General features: G+C 66.4%; 12 protein-coding genes. 3 read left to right on the plus strand and 9 right to left on the minus strand.

The features are described 5' to 3' along the window. Positions 1-14 precede the first annotated feature (14 nt). From L7H23_RS04225 to L7H23_RS04255, 7 genes are all read right to left on the minus strand, one after another. Complete coding sequence (locus L7H23_RS04225) at positions 15-755, minus strand: TetR/AcrR family transcriptional regulator (protein ID WP_237838114.1); 741 nt, start codon at positions 753-755, stop codon at positions 15-17. Beyond that, positions 742-2,328 carry an AMP-binding protein gene (locus tag L7H23_RS04230; protein WP_237838115.1) on the minus strand — a complete coding sequence of 529 codons (1,587 nt, stop codon included), beginning with the start codon at positions 2,326-2,328 and terminating at the stop codon, positions 742-744. Before L7H23_RS04230 ends, L7H23_RS04225 begins: the two co-directional genes overlap by 14 nt. Next, positions 2,325-3,950 (minus strand): carboxylesterase family protein, encoded by a 1,626-nt coding sequence (locus tag L7H23_RS04235; RefSeq protein ID WP_237838116.1) that lies wholly within the window; start codon positions 3,948-3,950, stop codon positions 2,325-2,327. The genes L7H23_RS04230 and L7H23_RS04235 overlap by 4 nt, the downstream gene beginning before the upstream one ends. Continuing rightward, positions 3,947-5,182 carry an MFS transporter gene (locus L7H23_RS04240; protein WP_237839105.1) on the minus strand — a complete coding sequence of 412 codons (1,236 nt, stop codon included), beginning with the start codon at positions 5,180-5,182 and terminating at the stop codon, positions 3,947-3,949. The genes L7H23_RS04235 and L7H23_RS04240 overlap by 4 nt, the downstream gene beginning before the upstream one ends. Positions 5,183-5,263: 81 nt before the next feature. Continuing rightward, positions 5,264-7,597 carry a TonB-dependent receptor gene (locus L7H23_RS04245; protein ID WP_237838117.1) on the minus strand — a complete coding sequence of 778 codons (2,334 nt, stop codon included), beginning with the start codon at positions 7,595-7,597 and terminating at the stop codon, positions 5,264-5,266. Between the two features lie 139 nt (positions 7,598-7,736). Beyond that, entirely contained in the window at positions 7,737-9,074 is a 1,338-nt protein-coding gene (locus tag L7H23_RS04250; protein ID WP_237838118.1) for a sigma-54 dependent transcriptional regulator, read from the minus strand. Next, positions 9,071-10,825: an ATP-binding protein gene (locus L7H23_RS04255; protein ID WP_237838119.1), complete on the minus strand. Its 1,755-nt coding sequence runs from the start codon at positions 10,823-10,825 to the stop codon at positions 9,071-9,073. The genes L7H23_RS04250 and L7H23_RS04255 overlap by 4 nt, the downstream gene beginning before the upstream one ends. 207 nt (positions 10,826-11,032) lie before the next feature. On the opposite strand from L7H23_RS04255, the gene L7H23_RS04260 reads away from it, so the two are divergent. From L7H23_RS04260 to L7H23_RS04270, 3 genes are read left to right on the plus strand one after another with little or no spacing between them, the layout of a single operon-like run. Beyond that, positions 11,033-12,364 carry a dicarboxylate/amino acid:cation symporter gene (locus tag L7H23_RS04260; RefSeq protein WP_237839107.1) on the plus strand — a complete coding sequence of 444 codons (1,332 nt, stop codon included), beginning with the start codon at positions 11,033-11,035 and terminating at the stop codon, positions 12,362-12,364. Positions 12,365-12,398: 34 nt separating this feature from the next. Beyond that, positions 12,399-15,479 carry a TonB-dependent receptor gene (locus tag L7H23_RS04265; protein WP_237838120.1) on the plus strand — a complete coding sequence of 1,027 codons (3,081 nt, stop codon included), beginning with the start codon at positions 12,399-12,401 and terminating at the stop codon, positions 15,477-15,479. A gap of 1 nt (position 15,480) precedes the next feature. Continuing rightward, positions 15,481-16,413, plus strand: a complete 933-nt coding sequence (locus L7H23_RS04270) for a DUF4886 domain-containing protein (protein ID WP_237838121.1) — start codon at positions 15,481-15,483, stop codon at positions 16,411-16,413. 12 nt (positions 16,414-16,425) lie between these two features. Here L7H23_RS04270 and L7H23_RS04275 read toward each other — a convergent pair whose 3' ends face one another. Next, positions 16,426-18,237: a DUF885 domain-containing protein gene (locus L7H23_RS04275; protein ID WP_237838122.1), complete on the minus strand. Its 1,812-nt coding sequence runs from the start codon at positions 18,235-18,237 to the stop codon at positions 16,426-16,428. 155 nt (positions 18,238-18,392) lie between these two features. Beyond that, positions 18,393-19,175 carry an alpha/beta hydrolase gene (locus tag L7H23_RS04280; RefSeq protein WP_237838123.1) on the minus strand — a complete coding sequence of 261 codons (783 nt, stop codon included), beginning with the start codon at positions 19,173-19,175 and terminating at the stop codon, positions 18,393-18,395. Positions 19,176-19,241: the final 66 nt, after the last annotated feature.

A 19,241-nucleotide genomic window follows, 5' to 3' on the forward strand; every position in this document is an offset into this window, starting at 1 on the left:
TCGCGCGCCGGACATCAGCTATTGCAGATTTGCCGGAACCCCGCCGCCATGAACGACGCCATCCGCGCCTTGATCGCCTCGAAATCTTCCGACCGGCACACACCGTCGGACAATTTGTCGATGCGCCCGGTCCGCGCCAGCGTGACCATCAGCGCGCCGGTGACGAAGTGATAGCCCCAGAAGATGTCTTCTTCGGCGCAATCGGGCATCGCCTTTTTCAGCAGGTCTATCAGGCGCAGCACGACCGGGTCGAAATGACTGTCCATCAGCTCGGCGCCCCATTCGGGGGTGTTGGCGACTTGCGCGCCCAGCGCGCCATAATTCTTCCAGCCCTCGCCGCCGTGAATATACAGATCGAGGTCGGTATCGAGGAACGCGTGGAGCGCGCCCTCGATCGTCGGCTTGCCGCCGCTTTCCCGGTCATAGCTGTCGAGCGCTTCCATCCGCCGCGTGCTCGTCACCACCGCGCGGCGCGCGAACACCGCGTCGAACAGCTTCTTCTTGTCCTCGAAATAATAGTTGAGCAGCGTGTGGTGCACCCCGACGCGCTTTGCGACATCCTTCAGCGTCACCCCGTGCAGGCCGTGCTTCGAGAAAAGATACTCGGCCTCGTCGAGGATCTGCTCCATCATTTCGGCGCGCTGCTCGGCCTTGGTCGACCGTCGGCGCGTTTTCGCCTGCTCTGCCACTCGTCCGATGTCCGATCCCTGTTCGCGGGCAATTCCCGCAACCGCGCGCACCTCAAGCCCCGCCATAATCGTTGCGCAAGCGAATCTTATCGATTTTTCCGGTCGGCGCCAGCGGCATGGCGAGCAGCCGGACGACGGCATCGGGTATCCACCAGGACGCGACCCGGCCCGCAAGCGGCGCCAGCAGGGCCGCATCGTCGAGATCCTCGCCGTCGCACATCTCGACCAGCAGCACCGGCCGCTCGCCCCATTTGACGTCCTGTCGCCCGATCACCGCGGCAAGCGACACCTGCGGCAACGCGCCGATCACCGCCTCGATCTCGGCCGGATTGATCCACTCGCCCCCCGACTTGATCAGGTCTTTCGCGCGGCCGGTGATCGCGAGATTGCCCTTCGCATCGATCCGCGCGAGGTCGCCGGTCGCGAACCAGCCGTCCGCATCCGTCGCGGTCTCCTCCTGACCGAAATAGCGCTCGACCACCGCGGCGCCGCGGACATGGAGATGCCCCTCGACCCCGCGCTGTTCGGGAAGCGCGATACCGGCCGCGTCGGCGAGCAACAGGTCGACGCCGACCGCGGGCCGCCCCGACACGGCGGGCGACCGATACGGATCATCGGGCGGTGCGATCACGCCAAGCGGCGACAATTCGGTCATCCCCCAGCTCGTCTGGACGGTTACGCCCAGCCGCCGTTCGATCCGCTCCATCAACGCCGGCGCCATCGGCGCACCTCCGACGATGATGCGTTTCAGCGACGGCAGTTCACCGCCCGCCGCCTCCAGATGCTCGACGACGCCCAGCCACACCGTCGGAACGCCGACCCCGATCGTCACGCTTTCGGCCTCGATCAACCGCGCGAGGCTTGCACCGTCGGCCTGCCGCCCCGGCAACACCAGCTTTCCGCCCACCGCGGGCAGCGCAAAGGGCAACCCCCACGCATTGGCGTGAAACATCGGCACCACGGCAAGCACCGCATCGCGGCTGGTGAAAGCCATGACGTCGGCCTGCAGGGCGCGCAGCGTGTGGAGGAAGCTGGCGCGATGCGTATAGGTGACGCCCTTCGGCGCGCCGGTCGTTCCCGACGTGAAACACAGACCCGCGGGTGCCCGTTCGTCGAAGCCGCCCCATGTCGCCCCGCCGGGCGCGTCGGCGATCAATGGCTCCAGCCGGTCGAGCGGCGGCGCGCTCGCCGGCCACTCGCCCGCCTCGCCGTCGATCACCAGCACGCGGCCGATCGCGGGTGCGCGTTCGACGACGGAGCGGGCGAGCGGCAACAGGTCGGCGCTGACGATCAGCAGCTTCGCGCCCGATTGCACCGCCATCGCCGCGAGCTGCGGCGCGGTCAGGCGCGGGTTGAGCGTCTGGCAGACCGCACCGATCCCCATCACCGCATACCAGGCCTCGACATGTGCCTGGCTGTTCCATGCAAGCGTCGCGACGCGGTCGCCCTCGGCGAAACCGAAGCGCTGCAGCAGCGAAGAGACCGCAAGGCTCCGCTCGCGCAGCCTTGCATAACCGACCCGGTCGACGCCGCCTTCCTCGCGCGCCGTCACCACCTCGGCGTCGCCATGCCAGCGCGCCGCGTGGGTCAGGAACTTGTCGAGCGTCAGCGGAAAATCCTGCATCGAACCGTGGATCATGGACAATCGGCGCCCTTCGCCAGGACGGGCGAGACGATCCCCGTGTTCCAGTTCCATGGCAGATTGCCCGCCGCGCGGCGGCGACAGACCGCCGCCTCGTGCAGCGCATACATGCCCGGCATCAGCCGCACGCCGGCACGCGGGACGTCGGCGAATGCCATGAAGGCCGCATCCTTGCCATAGGGACGCCACGCCGGTTGCCCCTCGGCGACCGGCTGGCCGGTCCTTGCGAAGGACACCCAATAATCGCCCATCGCAGCGGCGAAGCGGCGTTCGGCAACGCTTTCGGGAATTTTCGGCCAATAGGGGGGCGTCTCGCTCGCGGTGCCGAATACATAGGGGATTTCGGCAGCGTGAAATCCGTGCAACCCGTTCTCGTCGGCGGCAGGATAGCCATGATCGAACAGATAGAGATAGGCGTTCTGGCCGAGCGCGCTCTGTTTGATCGCAAGGCGTTCCGAGGTCCAGCCATAGAGCGCGTCGCGCGGCGTCGCGAGGATCGCCTCGGCGAGATCGCGCGACGGATAGAGCTTCAGCCATGCCTCGGCCAGATCGCCGTAACGCGCGCGGATTGCGGTTTCATAGGCGGCGGTACCCGCCGGAACCGGCGGCGCAAGGATGCGCAGCGAACGGATCTCGCCGATGTTGAAACCCGCAAGCACCGGCACAGGCGCCTGTTCGCCGCGGTCGAAGGTGTCGACCAGCTGGCGCGGCAATATCTTGCCGTCGACCGTACCCCACGGCCCATAGCCCGCCTTCAGCGCGCCGTCGGAGAGCGCGGTCGCGTCGATCGCACGCAGCGCCGCCAGATCCTTCGCGCCCAGCGCCGCCGCGACCTTCAGGCCCGTCGCTTCGGCTGCGGGTTCGCCGTGGCGTTCCTCCTTCAGCGACGGGGTCGAGATCATATAGGCGCTTTGCGCGATCGCCTTGTGAAACAGCCCGCGCGCCCTGGGCGATGCCAGCAGGTACAGGACGCTCAGCCCGCCCGCGGACTCGCCGGCGATCGTGACATTGTCGGCGTCGCCGCCGAAGGCGCCGATGTTCGCCTTCACCCATTCGAGCGCGGCGATCTGGTCGAGCAGGCCGTAATTGCCCGAAACCCCGTCGGGCGATTCCGCGCTGAGCCCGGGATGGGCCAAATAGCCAAGGACGCCGAGCCGATAATTGATCGACACGACGACCGCCCCGCGCGCGGCGAGCTTCGCGCCGTCATACATGCGCTCATGGCTGTATCCGCCAAGCAGCGCGCCGCCATGGATCCACACGATCACCGGAGCGCCCTTGGTCTTTTCGGGCGCCCAGATGTTGAGCGTCAGGCAGTCTTCCGACATCTTCTCGGGCGGGTTGGTATAGATGCTGATGCCCGGCGAACGCGGCTGGATGCAGGCGGCGCCAAAGCTTTGCGCCTTGCGCACCCCTTCCCACGCCGGAAGTGCGACCGGCGGCTTCCAGCGGAGCGGACCGACCGGCGGCTGCGCGAAGGGAATGCCCCTGAATACCGCGACCTTGCCCACGGCCTTGCCTTCGACCGTCCCTGCAGGCGCGGTCACGACGGGCGCTGCGGAGGCGGACCCGGCCATCATCAGGCTGGCGGCCACCACGGCCGACGAAAGGATTTTCATGCGCTTGTCTCCGGAGCCCGGTCGCCCTCGCGGCGGAGCAGCCGCGCGAGCCAGAGGAAAAGACCGATGGCGATCACGTAAAAGGGCGTCAGCGTGTAAAGCGCCGTTTGCAGGCCGTGGAGATCGCCCGCCGCCTTGAACCAGTCGCTCGCAAAGCCGACCCACGTCGGCCCCAGCCCTAGCCCGATGAAGTTCATGATCAGCAACAGCAGCGCGCCCGACAGCACGCGCTGGTTGGGCTTCACTTCCTCCTGCACCAGCGCGACCGATGCCGAGAGGTAGAAATAGTTGAAGATCATCACGACGGTGAGCAGTGCGAGCGCCAGCGGCCAGCCCGGCGCCCAGACGAAAGCGAGATAGAAGGGCATGGCAATCGCCAGCGACAGCGCCGGAGCGGTTGCGTAGCCCGCCCGCGACTTGCGAACCATCCGGTCGATCACCCGGCCCGACGCGATCATCCCGCCGCCCATGCCGATCAGCAGCACCAACGCATACCAGATCGCCACCTCGCCGAGTTCCATCCCCTTTTCGCGCATCAGGAACAGCACCGCGAAATTGCCGAGACCATAGGTGACGAATTGCGTCGCGCCGCCGCCAAGCGCCGCGAGCATCAGCACCGGGTGCGACAGGAACATGCGGACCGTCGGCCAGAAATCGGCCTTTTCAGCGGATGCGGGCCCGCCGGCGTCGGTCGCACCGCGCGCGGGTTCGCGAACCGTCAGCCACACGGCGATCGCCGTGACGATCCCGATCGAGCCGACCGCGATGAACGGAATGCGCCAGCCGAACTGCGCGGCGATCGCCGCACCGAAGGCGACGCCCGCCGCCGCGCCGATCGCCGGCCCCAGGTTGAAGATGCCGAACGCCGCGGCGCGCTTGCCGGGCGGGTAGGTGTCGGTGATGATCGCATAGGAGGGCGGCACACCGCCCGCCTCTCCGAAGCCGACGACCATCCGCGCTGCGGCCAGCTGGCCGTAGTTCGCCGCCATGCCGCATGCGACGGTCGCGCCGCTCCAGACCGCGCAGGCGAGCGACAGCACCCCGACGCGGCTCGTCCGGTCGGCGAACCAGCCGACGGGGATCGCGATGAAGCAATAGAACATCGCGAAATAGAGCCCGCTGATCAGCCCGAGCTGGCTGTCGCTGATCCCGAGCGAGTCCTGGATTGGCTTCGCGAGGATCGAGAGCAGCTGGCGGTCGAGAAAGTTCAGCACATAGACGAAACACAGCATCCCCAGCACGAAGGACGGCCTGTTCCCCGGCCGCGTGGACGCTGCGGCCGGGGAAAGCGGGATGCCGCCGTTCGCCATCGATCAGAGCCCGTAGCCAAGGCGGATGCCGAACGTCCGCGGGCGCATCGTCCCGAAACGGCTGTTCAGGAACGCCTCGGGGTGGATGTAGGTGATCGAGTGATCGTCGAAGAGATTCTCGACATAGAGCTGCGCCGACAGATCGCCCTTCTTGATCCCGAAGCTCAGATTGACGTTGCTGTAGGCGTCGGTCTTGCCGAAGGTCGCCAGCGGCAGATTGGGATTGCCGGGCGTGTTCGGAAAGCTGCTGTTGTACGCCCCGATATGCTGGGCGTTCACCGCGAAGGTCGCCGGAACGTCGCTTGCAAGATTGAAGGTATAGGCGAGATAGGCCGCGCCCTGGATACGCGGCGCGGACAGCCGGTGGCCGAGCACCGCGCCCGAGATCGCGGCTTCGGCGGGCGTCAGCTTGGTGATCTTCGAGTCATTATAGGCGCCGTTGACCCCGATCGCCCATCCCGTCGCGGGGATCACGCCGATCTCGAACTCGAAGCCCTTGCTGCGCGCGGCGCCGATATTGGTGGCGAACTGGACCGAGTCCGACACGCGGTTCGCCTGCGTCTGGATGTTGCTCCAGTCGATCAGATAGAAAGCGGTGTTGATCGATACGCGCCCGCCCAGCCAGCGCCCCTTCGCGCCGATCTCGTAGCTTTTGAGATCGTCGGAGCTCGCGCCGAACGGGATGATGATGTCGTTCGCATCGACGACGCTCGCCCGGCCGGCGAAAGCGTTCACGATCGGCGCCCGGAAACCGGTCGAGAAGGTGGCGTAGGTCGTGACGCTCTCGCTGGGCTTGAAGGTCGCGCTCGCCTTCCATGACGGCTTCGACCCCTTTGCCTTGATGCCGGTCACGGCGGCGTAGGGCGTGAAGGTGTCGAAATTGACCGGGAGATAGGCGCCTGTCGGGCCCTTCAGACCGGCAAGGGCGGCCTGAAGATAGTTCAGGTTGAAGAATCCCGATGCCGTCGCGAGATATCCGCCCGCTTCGGTAAAGCCCTGTGCCGAGATCTCGCCATAGCGCATCCCTCCGGTCAGCCAGAAATTGTCCGAGAAGCGATAGGTCAGCTCGCCGAAGCCGGCGAGTTCCTCGCTGGTCGAATGCGTGTACTGCTTCTGATAATATTTGTCGGGCAACCCGGTCATGTTGCGCGCCGCGAGGAAGGCCGGGTTCGAGCGATAGAAATAATCGACGTCGCGGCGGCGGTTGAGATAGAATCCGCCGACCACGAACTGGAACGGACCGTCAAGCGTCGAGGCAAGGCGCGTTTCCTGGACGAACACCTTGTCATAACCGTCGGCGTCGAGACCGAAAGCGATCGGTGCGCCTGCGAACGATCCCGGCTGGAACGTGCCCGCCAGATCGACGTAGAAGCGCTGGTCGAAATCCGAATAGGTCGACGAACTGGTCAGCTTCGCAAAATCGAATTCATAGTCGATCGTCGCATTGGCGATCGCCTGCTTGCCCGTGAAGCGGTCGGGTTCGTCCGAAACGCGCTTGTTGCGGCCGAGCGACGGGCTGGTCAGCGACGAGTCCCGCGGGTTGCTGTATTCGTACGAGCCGAGCAGCTTGATCGACAGGCGGTCGGTCGGCTGCCACTTCAGCGTCACCCGGCCGCCATAGTCGACCAGCGTGTTCGAATTGTGGACGCCGGTCCCGACATTGTCGAGATAGCCCTCTTCGTGCCGGTAGAAACCGACCGCGCGCACCGCGAGCCGGTCGTTGACCAGCGGCACATTGACCATCGCATTGTAGCGCTGGCGCAGCGAATCCGATCCGGTGAGGCCGAAATCGACCAGCACCGAAGCGTCGAAATCATTGAGGTCCGGACTCTTCTGCAGGATGCGCATCGCGCCCGACAGCGACCCCGATCCGAACAATGTCCCCTGCGGCCCGCGCAGGAACTCGACGCGTTCGACGTCGAACAGATTGGGGTCGACGACGGTGGTGTTGCCGATCGTCGAGACCGGCAACTCGTCGATATAGATCGCGACCGAGCTTTGCAGATTGGCATTATAGCCGTTCGTCGCGATGCCGCGCGCGGTGAAATTGTTGAAGTTCGCCGTCGGCTTGTTCAGCACGACGCCCGGCGTCTCGCGCCCGATGCCTTCGTAACCGACGATGCCCTTCTCGGTCAGTTCTTCCTGCGAATAGGCCGAGATGCTGAGCGGCACGTCCTGGATGCGCTCTTCGCGCCGCGTCGCGGTGACGATGATATCGCCGCCGCGCGGTTCCTCGCTGTGCTGGGCGGTGTCGGCGGCGTCCTGCGCCGCAGCGTCCGCCGGGATCGCGATCAGCGCGCCCGCGCAAACGGACGCAAACAAAATTGCCCTCATCATGCCCTCTCCCATCCTCGCCGATCGTTTGTCGGCATGGTCGATGAGTGACAGCAATCCGGCACCGAGTCAATATTCACTCTCACGTGTGTGAATAACTTGCGAGACGATGAGACCCGAAGCCCGATAGCGCGGAAAATCGTTACTTCCGGTAGGTTTTGGGATCGATTCCGTGCCGTGCGATCTTGTCGTACAGCGTCTTGCGCGGGATTTTCAGCAGCGCCAGCGTCGCGGCGATATCGCCTTCGGCACTGGCCAGCGCGTCGCGAATCGCATGCGCCTCGAACTGCGCGACGCGCTCCGGAAGCGCCATCCGGTGCTCGTCGTCCGCCGCTGCGGGCGTCTCGAGCCCCAGCACCTCGCTGAAAGCGAAATTGCGCAGCTCGCGCACATTGCCCGGCCAGTCGTGCTCGATCAGATGCCGCCGCGCGGCATCGCTCAGGCTGAAGTCGCGCACCGCCAGCCGGCCGAGCGCTTCCTCGACGAAGAAGGCAAAGGTCTGCGGAATGTCGGCGCGCCGTTCGCGCAGCGGCGGCATCCGCAGCCGCACGACGTTGAGCCGGTAGAAAAGATCCTCGCGGAACGCCCCGTCGCGGATCGCCTGTTGCAGGTCGCGGCGCGTCGAGGCGACGATATGCAGATCGACCCCGCGCGGCTCGCTCGCGCCCGGCGGCTGGATCTTGCGCTCCTCGATCACGCGCAGCAGCTTCGCCTGGATCGCCAGCGGCATATTGTCGATGCCATCGAAGAAAAGCGTCCCGCGATGGCTCTGCTCGATCCGGCCTTCACGCGCGATCGGGCCATAGCCCGCCGCGCCGCGGTCGTGGCCGAAAAGTTCGGCCTCGGCGAGTTGCTCGGTCAGCGCGCCGCAATCGACCGCGACGAACGGCCGTCCCGCGCGCGGCCCCTTGCGATGGAGCAGCAGCGCCGCAAGCTCCTTCCCCGTTCCCGTCTCGCCCTCGACCAGCACGTCGATGTCGGCACGCGCGATCTGCTGGATCGTCGCGCGGAGCTGCGCCATGACCGGGCTGTCGCCGATCAGCGGACTGTCGACGCTCGTTTCGGCGGCGGCACGGAGCAGGCGGTTATCGAGGACGAGCCGACGCGTCTCGAGCGCCTTGCGCACCGAGGCGATCAGATGGTCGGCCGCATAGGGCTTGGCGAGAAAGTCGAACGCGCCGTCCTTCAGCGCACCGATCGCCATCGGCACATCGGCATGGCCGGTGATCAGGATGACCGGAATTTCGGGATCGATGGCGCGGATACGCGCGAAGAACTCCAGCCCGTCGAGCCGCGGCATGCGGATATCGGTGACGACGGCGCCGGCGAAACCGGCATCGATCCCGGCGAGCGCGCCTGTCGCGTCGGCAAAGGCGTGCACCTCGATATCGGCAAGCTCCAGCGACTGCGTCGTCGCAGCGCGCAGCGCGTCGTCGTCATCGACGAAGATGATATGCTGGCGGGACACGAACTCGCTCATGCGCGGCGCACCGTCAGCCGGAACGCCGCCCCGCCGAGCGGCGACGGCACCTGATCAAGCGCACCGCCGAATTCGCGGGCGATGTCGCGCGCGATGCCGAGCCCGAGGCCGAGCCCGTCGGCCTTGCCGGTGACGAAGGGCGTGAACAGGTTATCGGCGACCTCGGGCGCAATTCCGGGGCCGTTGTCGGCGACCGTGATTTCGACCTCGTCGCCTGCCTCCACGCTGATCCGGATGCGCGGCCCGGCACACCCGCCAAGCGCGTCGAGCGCGTTCTGGATCAGGTTTACGAGAATCTGCTCCAGCCGGACACGATCGGCAACGCAGCGGAGTCCCGCAACGGCGCCCTCGCGCTCGATCGCCACGCCCCGTTCGCGGATGCGATCGCCGACGAGCAGCAGCGCCCCGTCGATAACGACCGCGATCTCGACCGGGCCGAGCGCCGGGGTGCTGCGGCGCGCAAAGGTACGAAGCTCGGTGACGATCGCGCCGATCCGTTCGGTGAGCGACACGATCGTGCCCAGATTCTCGCGCGCCCTGCCCGCTTCGCCGCGATCGAGAAAGGTTCCCGCATTTTCGGCAAAGCCGCGGATCGCGGCCACCGGCTGGTTGATCTCGTGCGCAACGCCGGCAGTGATCTGTCCGATCGTGCCGAGGCGGCTTGCCTGTGCCAGTTCCTCGCGCGCCGAGCGGAAGCGGCGGTTCGCCTCGACCAGGTCGGCGGTGCGCGCGGCAACCTCGACCTCGAGCATCCGGCGCGCTTCCTCCTGCAGCCGCTGCTTTTCGCGCGCGCGGAACACCCAGGTCAGCAGCGCGGCAAGCAGGATGAAGGCGATCAGGATCGCGGTGCGCGCGGTCGCATTGGCACTCGCCTCGGCAGGCGCGAGCGGCTGGAACGCATGGAGCCGCGCGCCGGGCATCGGGATCGTGACCGCCGCTTCGCGATAGCGGACATCGCCCCCGGTCCATGTCTTGCCCTCGCGCGCCGGCGGCAGGGGCGTCAGCGGCAGGTTGCCGAACTGCAACGCCGCGCGGATCGCCGCGCGCGTCTTTTCGTCGATCGGCGCGAGCGTGCGAAAGCGCCAGTCGGGACGGCTGGTGATAATGACAACCCCATGGTCGTCGGTGACGAAGGTCGTCAGCGGCTGGCGCGCCCATTCGGACTCCAGCCGGTCGAATTCGACCTTCACGACGATCACGCCAAGCGTGCGCCCCCTCTCCTCGACACGCCGTGCGATATACAGGCCCGGGCGCCCGCTGACCGTGCCGAGCGCGAACAGCTCCGCCCCGCCCTTTGCCATCGCATCGCGGAAATAGGGCCGGAAGCCATAGCTCTGGCCGACGAAGCTCTGCGGCGTGCGCCAGTTGCTCGCCGCGATCGTCCTGCCGTCGCGGTCGATCAGATAGATCACCGCGGCATCGGTCCGGTCGGCCAGCAGTTCGAGCTTGCTGTTCATCCGGCGGACCGCCGCCGCGTCGCCCCCGGCAAGGACGGTGTGCGCCTCGGGATATTCGATCAGCACCAGCGGCAGCAGGCGGAATTTCTGCAATTCGCCGGCCAGACGGCTTGCTGCACTGCGCGCCTGCTGCTGCGCCGCGATATCGGACGCCGCCCGCGCATGATCGCGCGCCCAGCCAAAGGCCGCCACGGCGATCAGTGCGAGCAGAAGAAAGGCGAGCAGCGATGCCCAGATGAGTCTGCGCCCGACACCGGCTATGCGCGAATCATGCGAGGGGCTTGTCTCGACCATATGTGCGAATTATCGCACAAAATCGGAATTGATAAGCGGATTATCGCACATAATATCGACGCATGAGCTGAATGAATCATAATTAGACTAATATTTTCATATATTTAATTCGAATTCCGAAACTTTTGGACCGGCAATGGTGCCGGCCATAATTTTGCAGAAGCAGCGGCGAAAGGCCGCGCTCGGGAGGATGTACGCGTGGCTGTCATTGCAATCGACGGGTCCGGACAGGTGCCGGCGGGAACGAAACCGTTCTATCGCCACCTCTACGTCCAGGTGCTCGCCGCCATCCTGCTCGGCGTGATCATCGGCCATTACTGGCCGGCCACCGGCGAAGCGCTGAAACCGCTCGGCGACGGCTTCATCAAATTGGTCAAGATGATCATCGGTCCGGTGATCTTCATCACTCTCGTCACCGGCATCGCCGGCATGACCGAGCTCCGGTCGGTCGGCCGCGTTGCGGGCAAGGCGTTCGCCTATTTCCTCTTCTTCTCGACGCTGGCGCTGATCGTCGGCCTGATCGTCGCGAACACGGTCCAGCCGGGCGCGGGGATGAACATCGACCCCGCGACGCTCGATGCGGGCGCGGTGAACACCTATGTCGAGAAGGCGAAACACAGCGGCCTCGTCGACTTCATCATGGCGGCGATCCCCACCACGCTCGTCTCGGCGCTCACCGGGGATTCGCTGCTGCAGGTCCTGCTCGTCTCGATCCTGTTCGGGATCGCGCTCTCGATGGTCGGCGAACCCGCCGCACCGGTGCGCGACCTGCTGGAGCGCGTCGGCCTCGTCATCTTCCGGCTGGTCGGCATCCTGATGCGCGCGGCGCCGATCGGGGCATTCGGCGCGATGGCGTTCACGATCGGCAAATATGGCGTCGAATCGCTCGCCAATCTCGCGGGCCTGCTCGCGACCTTCTATCTCACCTCGCTCATCTTCGTGGTCGTGGTTCTCGGTCTCGCCGCGCGCCTCGCCGGCTTTTCGATCTTCAAGCTGATCCGTTACCTGAAGGCCGAATTGCTGCTCGTCCTCGGCACCTCCTCGTCCGAAAGCGCCCTGCCCAGCCTGATGGAAAAGATGGAACGCGCGGGATGCGAGAAGTCGGTCGTCGGGCTGGTCGTGCCGACCGGCTACAGCTTCAACCTCGACGGCACCAACATCTACATGACGCTTGCCGCGCTGTTCATCGCGCAGGCCTGCAACGTCGACCTGTCGCTCGGCGACCAGATCGCGCTGCTCGCGGTCGCGATGATCAGTTCGAAGGGTGCGGCGGGCGTCACCGGCGCGGGCTTCATCACGCTCGCTGCGACGCTGTCGATCGTGCCGTCGGTGCCGGTCGCCGGCATGGCGCTGATCCTCGGCATCGACCGCTTCATGAGCGAGTGTCGCAGCCTCACCAATTTCATCGGAAACGCGGTCGCGACGGTTGTCGTCGCCCGCTGGGACAATGCGCTGGACCGCGAGCAGTTGCGGCTGGCGCTGGACGGCGGCGCGGCGTCTCCACTGGCCGCGCCGCCGGTCGAACAGGACACGGACTAGGGTCGCAAAGACCTGGAATAAAGGGAGAAGAACAATGAGGGGTACCACTTCGGCAATGCTGCTCGCGAGCACGGCGATCTGCCTGTTCGCCTGCGGACCGGCCCGCGCGCAGGAGGGCGCGCCGGCGGACCAGGCTGACGAGAGCAGCGAAGCCGAGGCAGGCCAGCCGACCGACATCGTCGTCGTCGGCACCCGTATCGAGGGGGCGCGCGTCACCGAGGCGCTGCCCGTCGTGGTCGTGGGCCAGGACAAGATCGACGCCGTTGGTGCCGTCAGCGGCGACGAACTCATCCGCGCGATCCCGCAGATGGGCGACGTCAGCTTCAACCCCGGCAACAACGCCCAGACCAGCAACGCCGCGCGCGGCGACGTCGGTTCGGTCAACCTCCGCTCGCTCGGCGTCGGCAACACGCTGGTGCTGCTCAACGGGCGCCGCGTCGTCACCCACCCCGCGAGCCAGGGCCTGTCGGACACCGGCACGGTGCCCGTGCTCAGCTATAACTCGAACGCGATCCCGACCACGGGGCTGCAGCGGCTGGAAGTGCTGCTCGACGGCGCTGCGGCGCTCTATGGCTCCGATGCCGTCGCGGGCGTCGTCAACACGGTGCTCAAGGACAATTACGACGGCCTGCGCCTGCAGGCGCAATATGGCGGTGCCGAGGGCACTCACCTCCGCGAGTTCCAGGGCAATATCCTTGCCGGCAAGAGCTTCGAGCGCGGCAATATCACCGTCTCGCTCGAATTCACCGACCGCTCGGCCCTGCGGGCCGAGGATCAGGATTTCACGGCCTCCGCCGACCTCCGGCCGCTCTTCGCCGACTATCCCGACTTTGCAGGCTCGACGACGCCCGACGCGCGTGCGACGCGCGGCGCATGGCCCGCGCTGATGGTGCCCGTCACCGGCGGCCGTCCGCGCCGCGGCACCACCAACCTGACGACCGCGGCGGGCGCCTTCACCGTGCGTCCGACCAGCCTCGGCGGCTGTACGCAGGCGCTGACCGCCGACCTCTGCCTCGTGAACACCGCGCTCGCAACGACCGGTGCCTTCCGCAATCTGCGCTACGACACCGCGGTCGGCACGACGGTGATGCCGAGCGTTCAGCGCTACAACGCCTTCGCCAACGGCCACTATGACCTCACCGACACGCTGACCCTGTTCGGCGAGTTCGGCTATTACAGCTCGAGCACGATCCGCCAGCAGCCGCCGGTGATCAATCTCAACCAGATCTGGATCCCGGCGAGCAACTATTACAATCCCTTCGGTGCCACGACGATCAACGGCCAGCCGAACCCGAACCGCATCCCGGGGCTGACCAACGTCCCCGCCGAGGGTTTGCCGGTTCTGCTCACCACCTATCGTTTCGTCGATACCGGGCCGCAGACGGTGAAGGTCACGGGCGAGCAACTGCGCGGCCTGATCGGCATCCGCGGCGAGACCGCGGGCTTCAAATGGGACAGCGCCTTCGTCTATTCCGAAGCCTCGGCGGTCGACAGCAGCGTCGCCGTCCGCAGCTCCGCGCTCCAGCAGAGCCTCGCGCTCTCGACGCCCGATGCCTACAACCCCTTCAACGGCGGCTGCCAGACCACGCTCAGCTATGGCGATTGCACGCCCAGCTCGCAGGCCGCGATCGACGCCATCACCTTCCAGCTCCGGCGCCGTTCGAAGACGACGCTGACGATGGGCGATTTCCGCGCCTCGCGCGCCGATCTCTTCGCGTTGCCCGGCGGCGATGTCGGCATCGCGATCGGCGCCGAGGTCCGCCGCGAGACACAGCGCGACGACCGCGACTCCGCGGTCGACGGGTCGAGTCCCTTTGTCGACATGGTCAGCGGCGCGGTGACGATCAGCGACGCGGCCGCGGTCAGCGACAACCCAGACACCTATGGCAAGCGCACCGTCGCCGCGGCCTATGCCGAACTCGCGGTGCCGCTTGTGTCGGAGGATATGAACATCCCGCTGATCCGCCGCTTCGACCTTCAGCTTGCCGGCCGCTACGAACATTACAGCGATTTCGGCAGCGTCGCGCGTCCGAAGATCGCCGCCGCGTGGGACGTGTTCGACGGCTTCCGCTTCCGCGGCTCCTTCTCGCAGGGCTTCCGCGCGCCGAACCTCGAACAGGTGAACGCCGTCGAATATGCGCGCCTCGCGACCAGCCAGGACTTCCTGCGCTGCGAGGTCGATCTGCGCGCCGGGCGCATCACCAGCTTCACCGCGTGCGGCAACAATGTCGGCTATTCGCGCCGCGTGTCGGGCAACCCTGACCTCAAGCCCGAAAAGAGCACCAACTATAATCTCGGCGCGGTGTTCGAACCGGACTTCCTCTCGCCCGATCTCGGCAAGATCAGCTTCACCGTCGATTATTGGTCGATCCGGCAAAAGGGCATCGTCGGCATCCTCGGCAACGATACCGCGATCGCGCTCGACTATCTGCTGCGCCTCCAGGGGTCGTCGAACCCCAACGTCATTCGCGACGCCGCCAACGCCGATGACGTCGCCGCCTTTGCCGGCACCGGCATCGCCCCGGTCGGCCGCATCACGACGGTGCGCGACCAGTTCATCAACCTCCAGCCGCAGACGGTCCGCGGGCTCGATTTCGGTTTCTACTGGACGACGCCGAAAACCGACGCCGGCAAATTCGACTTCTCGATCAACGCCACCCGGCTGCTCAAATTCTCGCGCCCGCCGGGCGATACCGTCGACCAGCTTGTCGCGGCGCGCGCCGATGGCGATATCAACGCCGCCACCCCGCTGCCCGAGACGCAGAATCTGATCGAGGCGAACGGCCGCCCGAAATGGCGCGGCACCGCCTCGCTCACCTGGTCGCTCGGCGATTTCCAGATCGGCGCCTTCGCCCGCTATACCGGTGCGGTCGACGAGCTCGCCTTCGTCGATGCGAACGGCAATCCGTGGCGGATCAAGTCGCAGGTGACGGGCAATCTCTATGCGCAGATCCGCATCCGCGATACGGCCGGGCTCGGCGGCGACATGCGCTGGCGCGTCGGGGTCCGCAACATTACCAACGAAAAGCCGCCGCTGTCGTCGGAGGGCTATCTGGGGTCGCTCTACAACCCCTATGGCCGCTACTGGTACACGTCGGTCACCACGGAGTTCTGATATGCGATACGGGCACGGCATCTGGTTTCTGATCGGCGCTGCCGCGCTCGCCGTCGCGCCGGCGGCAATGGCAAAGGAGAGCGCGCCCGCGCCGACCGCCGCCGGCGCGACCTCCCCTGCCCCCGCGCCGAAAGCCGCGCCGCGCACGATCCTGTTCATCGGCAACAGCTTCACCCAGGGCGCGCATTCGGCGGCGCGCAACTGGCGCGCGGGCAGCGTCACCGATCTCAACGGGGCGGGCTATGGCGGGGTGCCGGCGCTGTTCAAACTCTTCTGCGAACAGGCGGGCCTCGACTATGAGGTCAGCCTCGAGACGCAGGGCGGCAAGTCGCTCGGTTTCCACTACGACGAGCGTCGCCAGCTGTTCGACAAGGCGTGGGACGTCGTCGTACTGCAGGAATTCAGCACGCTCGACCGTACCAATCCCGGCGATCCCGCCGACTACATGCGCAACGTCGACCGGCTCGCCGCGCTCTTCAAGGCGCGCAATCCTGCGGTCGACATCCGCCTCGCGGCGACCTGGACGCGCGCCGACCAGACCTACCGGCCCGAGGGGCATTGGTACGGCAAGCCGGTGACCGCGATGGCCGACGACCTTCGCGCCGCCGCCGACCGTGCGCGCGCCGCCAACCCCGCGGTCGCGGGAATCCTGCCCGTCGGACAGGCGTGGAATCGCGCGATGACCGAAGGCGTGGCCGACCCCGATCCCTATGACGGCATCGCCTACGACCAGCTCGATCTCTGGGCGTATGACCATTATCACGCCAGCGTCGCGGGCTATTATCTCTCGGCGCTCGTCACCTTCGGCGCGATCACCGGCCGCGATCCGACGAGCCTCGGCCCGCACGAAAAGGGGGCGGACGAACTCGGGCTGTCGGATGCGCAGGCCGCGGCGCTGCAACGGATCGCCCGCGACACGCTCGCCGCGGGCTGACCTGCTGCCCGGTCAGCGGCGCTTCGCCGCAATATAGCGGTCGACCTGCTCTTCCAGAATATTCAGCGGCAGGGCGCCCTCGCCCAGCACCGCTTCATGGAACTCGCGAATGTCGAAGCGCGGCCCGAGCTCCTTTTCGGCGCGCGCGCGAAGCTCGGCGATCTTCAGCTGCCCGACCATGTAGCTCGTCGCCTGCCCCGGCCAGTTGAAATAGCGATCGACCTCGCGCGCGATGTCGGTGTCGGAGACCGAGCTGTTCGCCCGGAAATAGGCGATCGCCTGTTCGCGCGTCCAGCGCTTCGAATGGATGCCCGTGTCGAGCACCAGCCGGATCGCGCGCCAGACCTGCAGCGACAGCATCCCGAACCGGTCATACGGATCCTTGTACACCCCCATCTCGTTCGCGAGACGCTCCGAATAGAGTCCCCAGCCTTCGACATAGGCGCCATAGCCGCCGAACTTGCGGAACTTGGGAATCCCGACCAGCTCCTGCTGGCGCGCAATCTGGAAATGATGTCCCGGCGCGCCCTCGTGCGCGGCGATCGCCGCGACCTGGACCTTCTGCGTCTGGTTCATGTCGACCAGGTTGACGTAATAGATGCCCGGCCGCGATCCGTCGGCCGACGGCGGGTTGTAAAAGGCGGTCGACGCCGTCCCCTCGCGCCATTTCTCGACCGCGCGCACCTCCAGCGGCGCTTTCGGCAGCACGCTGAAATAGCGCGGCGCGGCGGCCATCGACGCCGCGATCACGCCCCGCGCATCCTTCAGATATTCCTCGCGTCCCGCCTCGGTGTTCGGATATTTGAACTTCGGATCAGTGCGGATGTGGTCGAAGAATTGCTCGAGCGTGCCGTCGAAGCCGACCTCGCGCTTGATCCCCTCCATCTCCTGCCGGATCGCGGCGACCTGTTTCAGGCCGATCTCGTGAATCTGGTCGGCGGTCAGGTCGGTGGTCGTCGATCCCTTCAGCCGGTCGGCATAATAGGCAGCGCCGTCGGGCAGGTTCCACACGCCGAAATTGCCCTTCGACAGCGGCTCGATCTCGTCGAGCGCGCCGAGCAGCACCGTATAGCCGTTCCGGAACGGTCCGGTCATCGCGGCGGCGGCATCCTGCAGCAATTTCTCCTTCGTCGCGGCGGGCGCGTCGAGTGCGCTCACTTTCTTGCGGAAATCGGCCATCAGCGTCGAATCGGGTCCACCGTCGAACGGCGCGCCGACCAGAATTTTCTTCGCATCGGCGCGTGCCGGCGCGAAATTGACCTTGTTCGGGATGATCCCCGCCGCCGCCTGCTCGCGCATCACTGCCGCGACCTCGTTCATCACACGGTCGGTGTCGCGCAGCCGCGCGATATAGGCCTCGGCATCGGCGACCGTATCGACCTTGTGGTTGTTGATCAGCAGCACGGGAATGTCTCCCGCGGGGCTGCCATTGGTCGTCACCGGAAAGCGCAGCTTGCGAAAGCGGAGCGATTCCCGGCCGCGCTCGACCTCATATTCGAACAGCCGATAGCTGACCCGCGCCCGATCCCCGAGCTGTTCGGGCTTGAAGCGCGCGTGCATGTCCTGCAGCTGCCGTTCGGCCAGCTCCTGCTCGCGAACCGCCGCCGCCGCGGTATAGTCGTCCAGCCGGTCATAGCCGGTCTTGAGTCCCAGCTGCGTCTGCGATTCGGGCGACAGCGCGACCCGCGCGTCGAACGCCTGATCGAGGAAATGCAGCAGTGCCTCGTCCTGCGACTCCGCCTGTGCGGCCGGCGCCTCGGACATGGCGTTCGCGGCGGCCAGCGGCAGCACGGTTGACAGGGCAAGGACGAGGGCAAGGCGCATGATAGTCTCCTGTTGAGCTATCCGCTTGTTACCCAAGAAGAAGGGCCGCGCAACAATCTGTCGGGCTGCAGTCGCCGACCCGCTGCATCGCGCGCCGCCATGCGCCGGCTATCCCCGCCAAGGGCCGATAGCCGGCGCATGGCCGGACCGAAGCCTCAGTTCGCGCTCGCAGCGTCCTCGATCAGCGCCGCGACCTCGGCCGGATGCGAGACCATCAGCGCGTGCGAGCCATGCTCCACCGAAACGGTTTTGCGCGAATGCGCGCGTTCCGCCATGAACCGCATCACAGCGGCGGGAATATTGCGGTCGTCCGAACCATAGATGACGTAGCTCGGCAGGCTCTTCCACGCGGCATAGCGCGAGGGTTCGGTCAGGGCGGCCTGCGTGACCGGACGCTGCGTCGCCGCCATCAGCGCCGCCTGCGGCCCGGAAACATCGGCAGCGAACTGGTCGTGGAACTTCGCGGGCTGGATGTACAGATCGGTTGCGCCATCGGGCAGCTTCACCGGCGACAGCGCGGCGCCAAGCGTGCTGCCCGGAAATTTCGCCGACAGCGTCAGCGCGGATTCGCCCGCGTCGGGGACAAAGCCCGCCACATAGACGAGCGCGGTCACATTGGGATTGTCCTTCGCGGCTTCGGTGATCACCACGCCGCCATAGCTGTGGCCGACCAGCACCACCTTGCCGGGAACGGAGCGGACGACGGCGGAGACGCTCTCGGCATCCCCCGCGACGCTGCGCAACGGGTTGGCGGCGGCGATCACGGGATAGCCGTCCTTTTCAAGCCGGGCGATCACGTCGTTCCAGCCCGAGGAGTCGGCAAAGGCGCCGTGGACCAGAATTACGGTGGGCTTGCCTTCATCCTCTGCGGCTTGCGCGGTGGCGGTACCCGCCATCATCAGCGCGGCGAGCGCGAGGCTGCGAACGGAACGATACATGGTCATTCTCCTTGCTGGTTTTTCCTGCCCGCAGGGATGCCGCATCGCTGCGTCGCGACCTATCAG

The organism is Sphingopyxis sp. BSN-002, assembly GCF_022024275.1.
Lineage (GTDB): Bacteria > Pseudomonadota > Alphaproteobacteria > Sphingomonadales > Sphingomonadaceae > Sphingopyxis.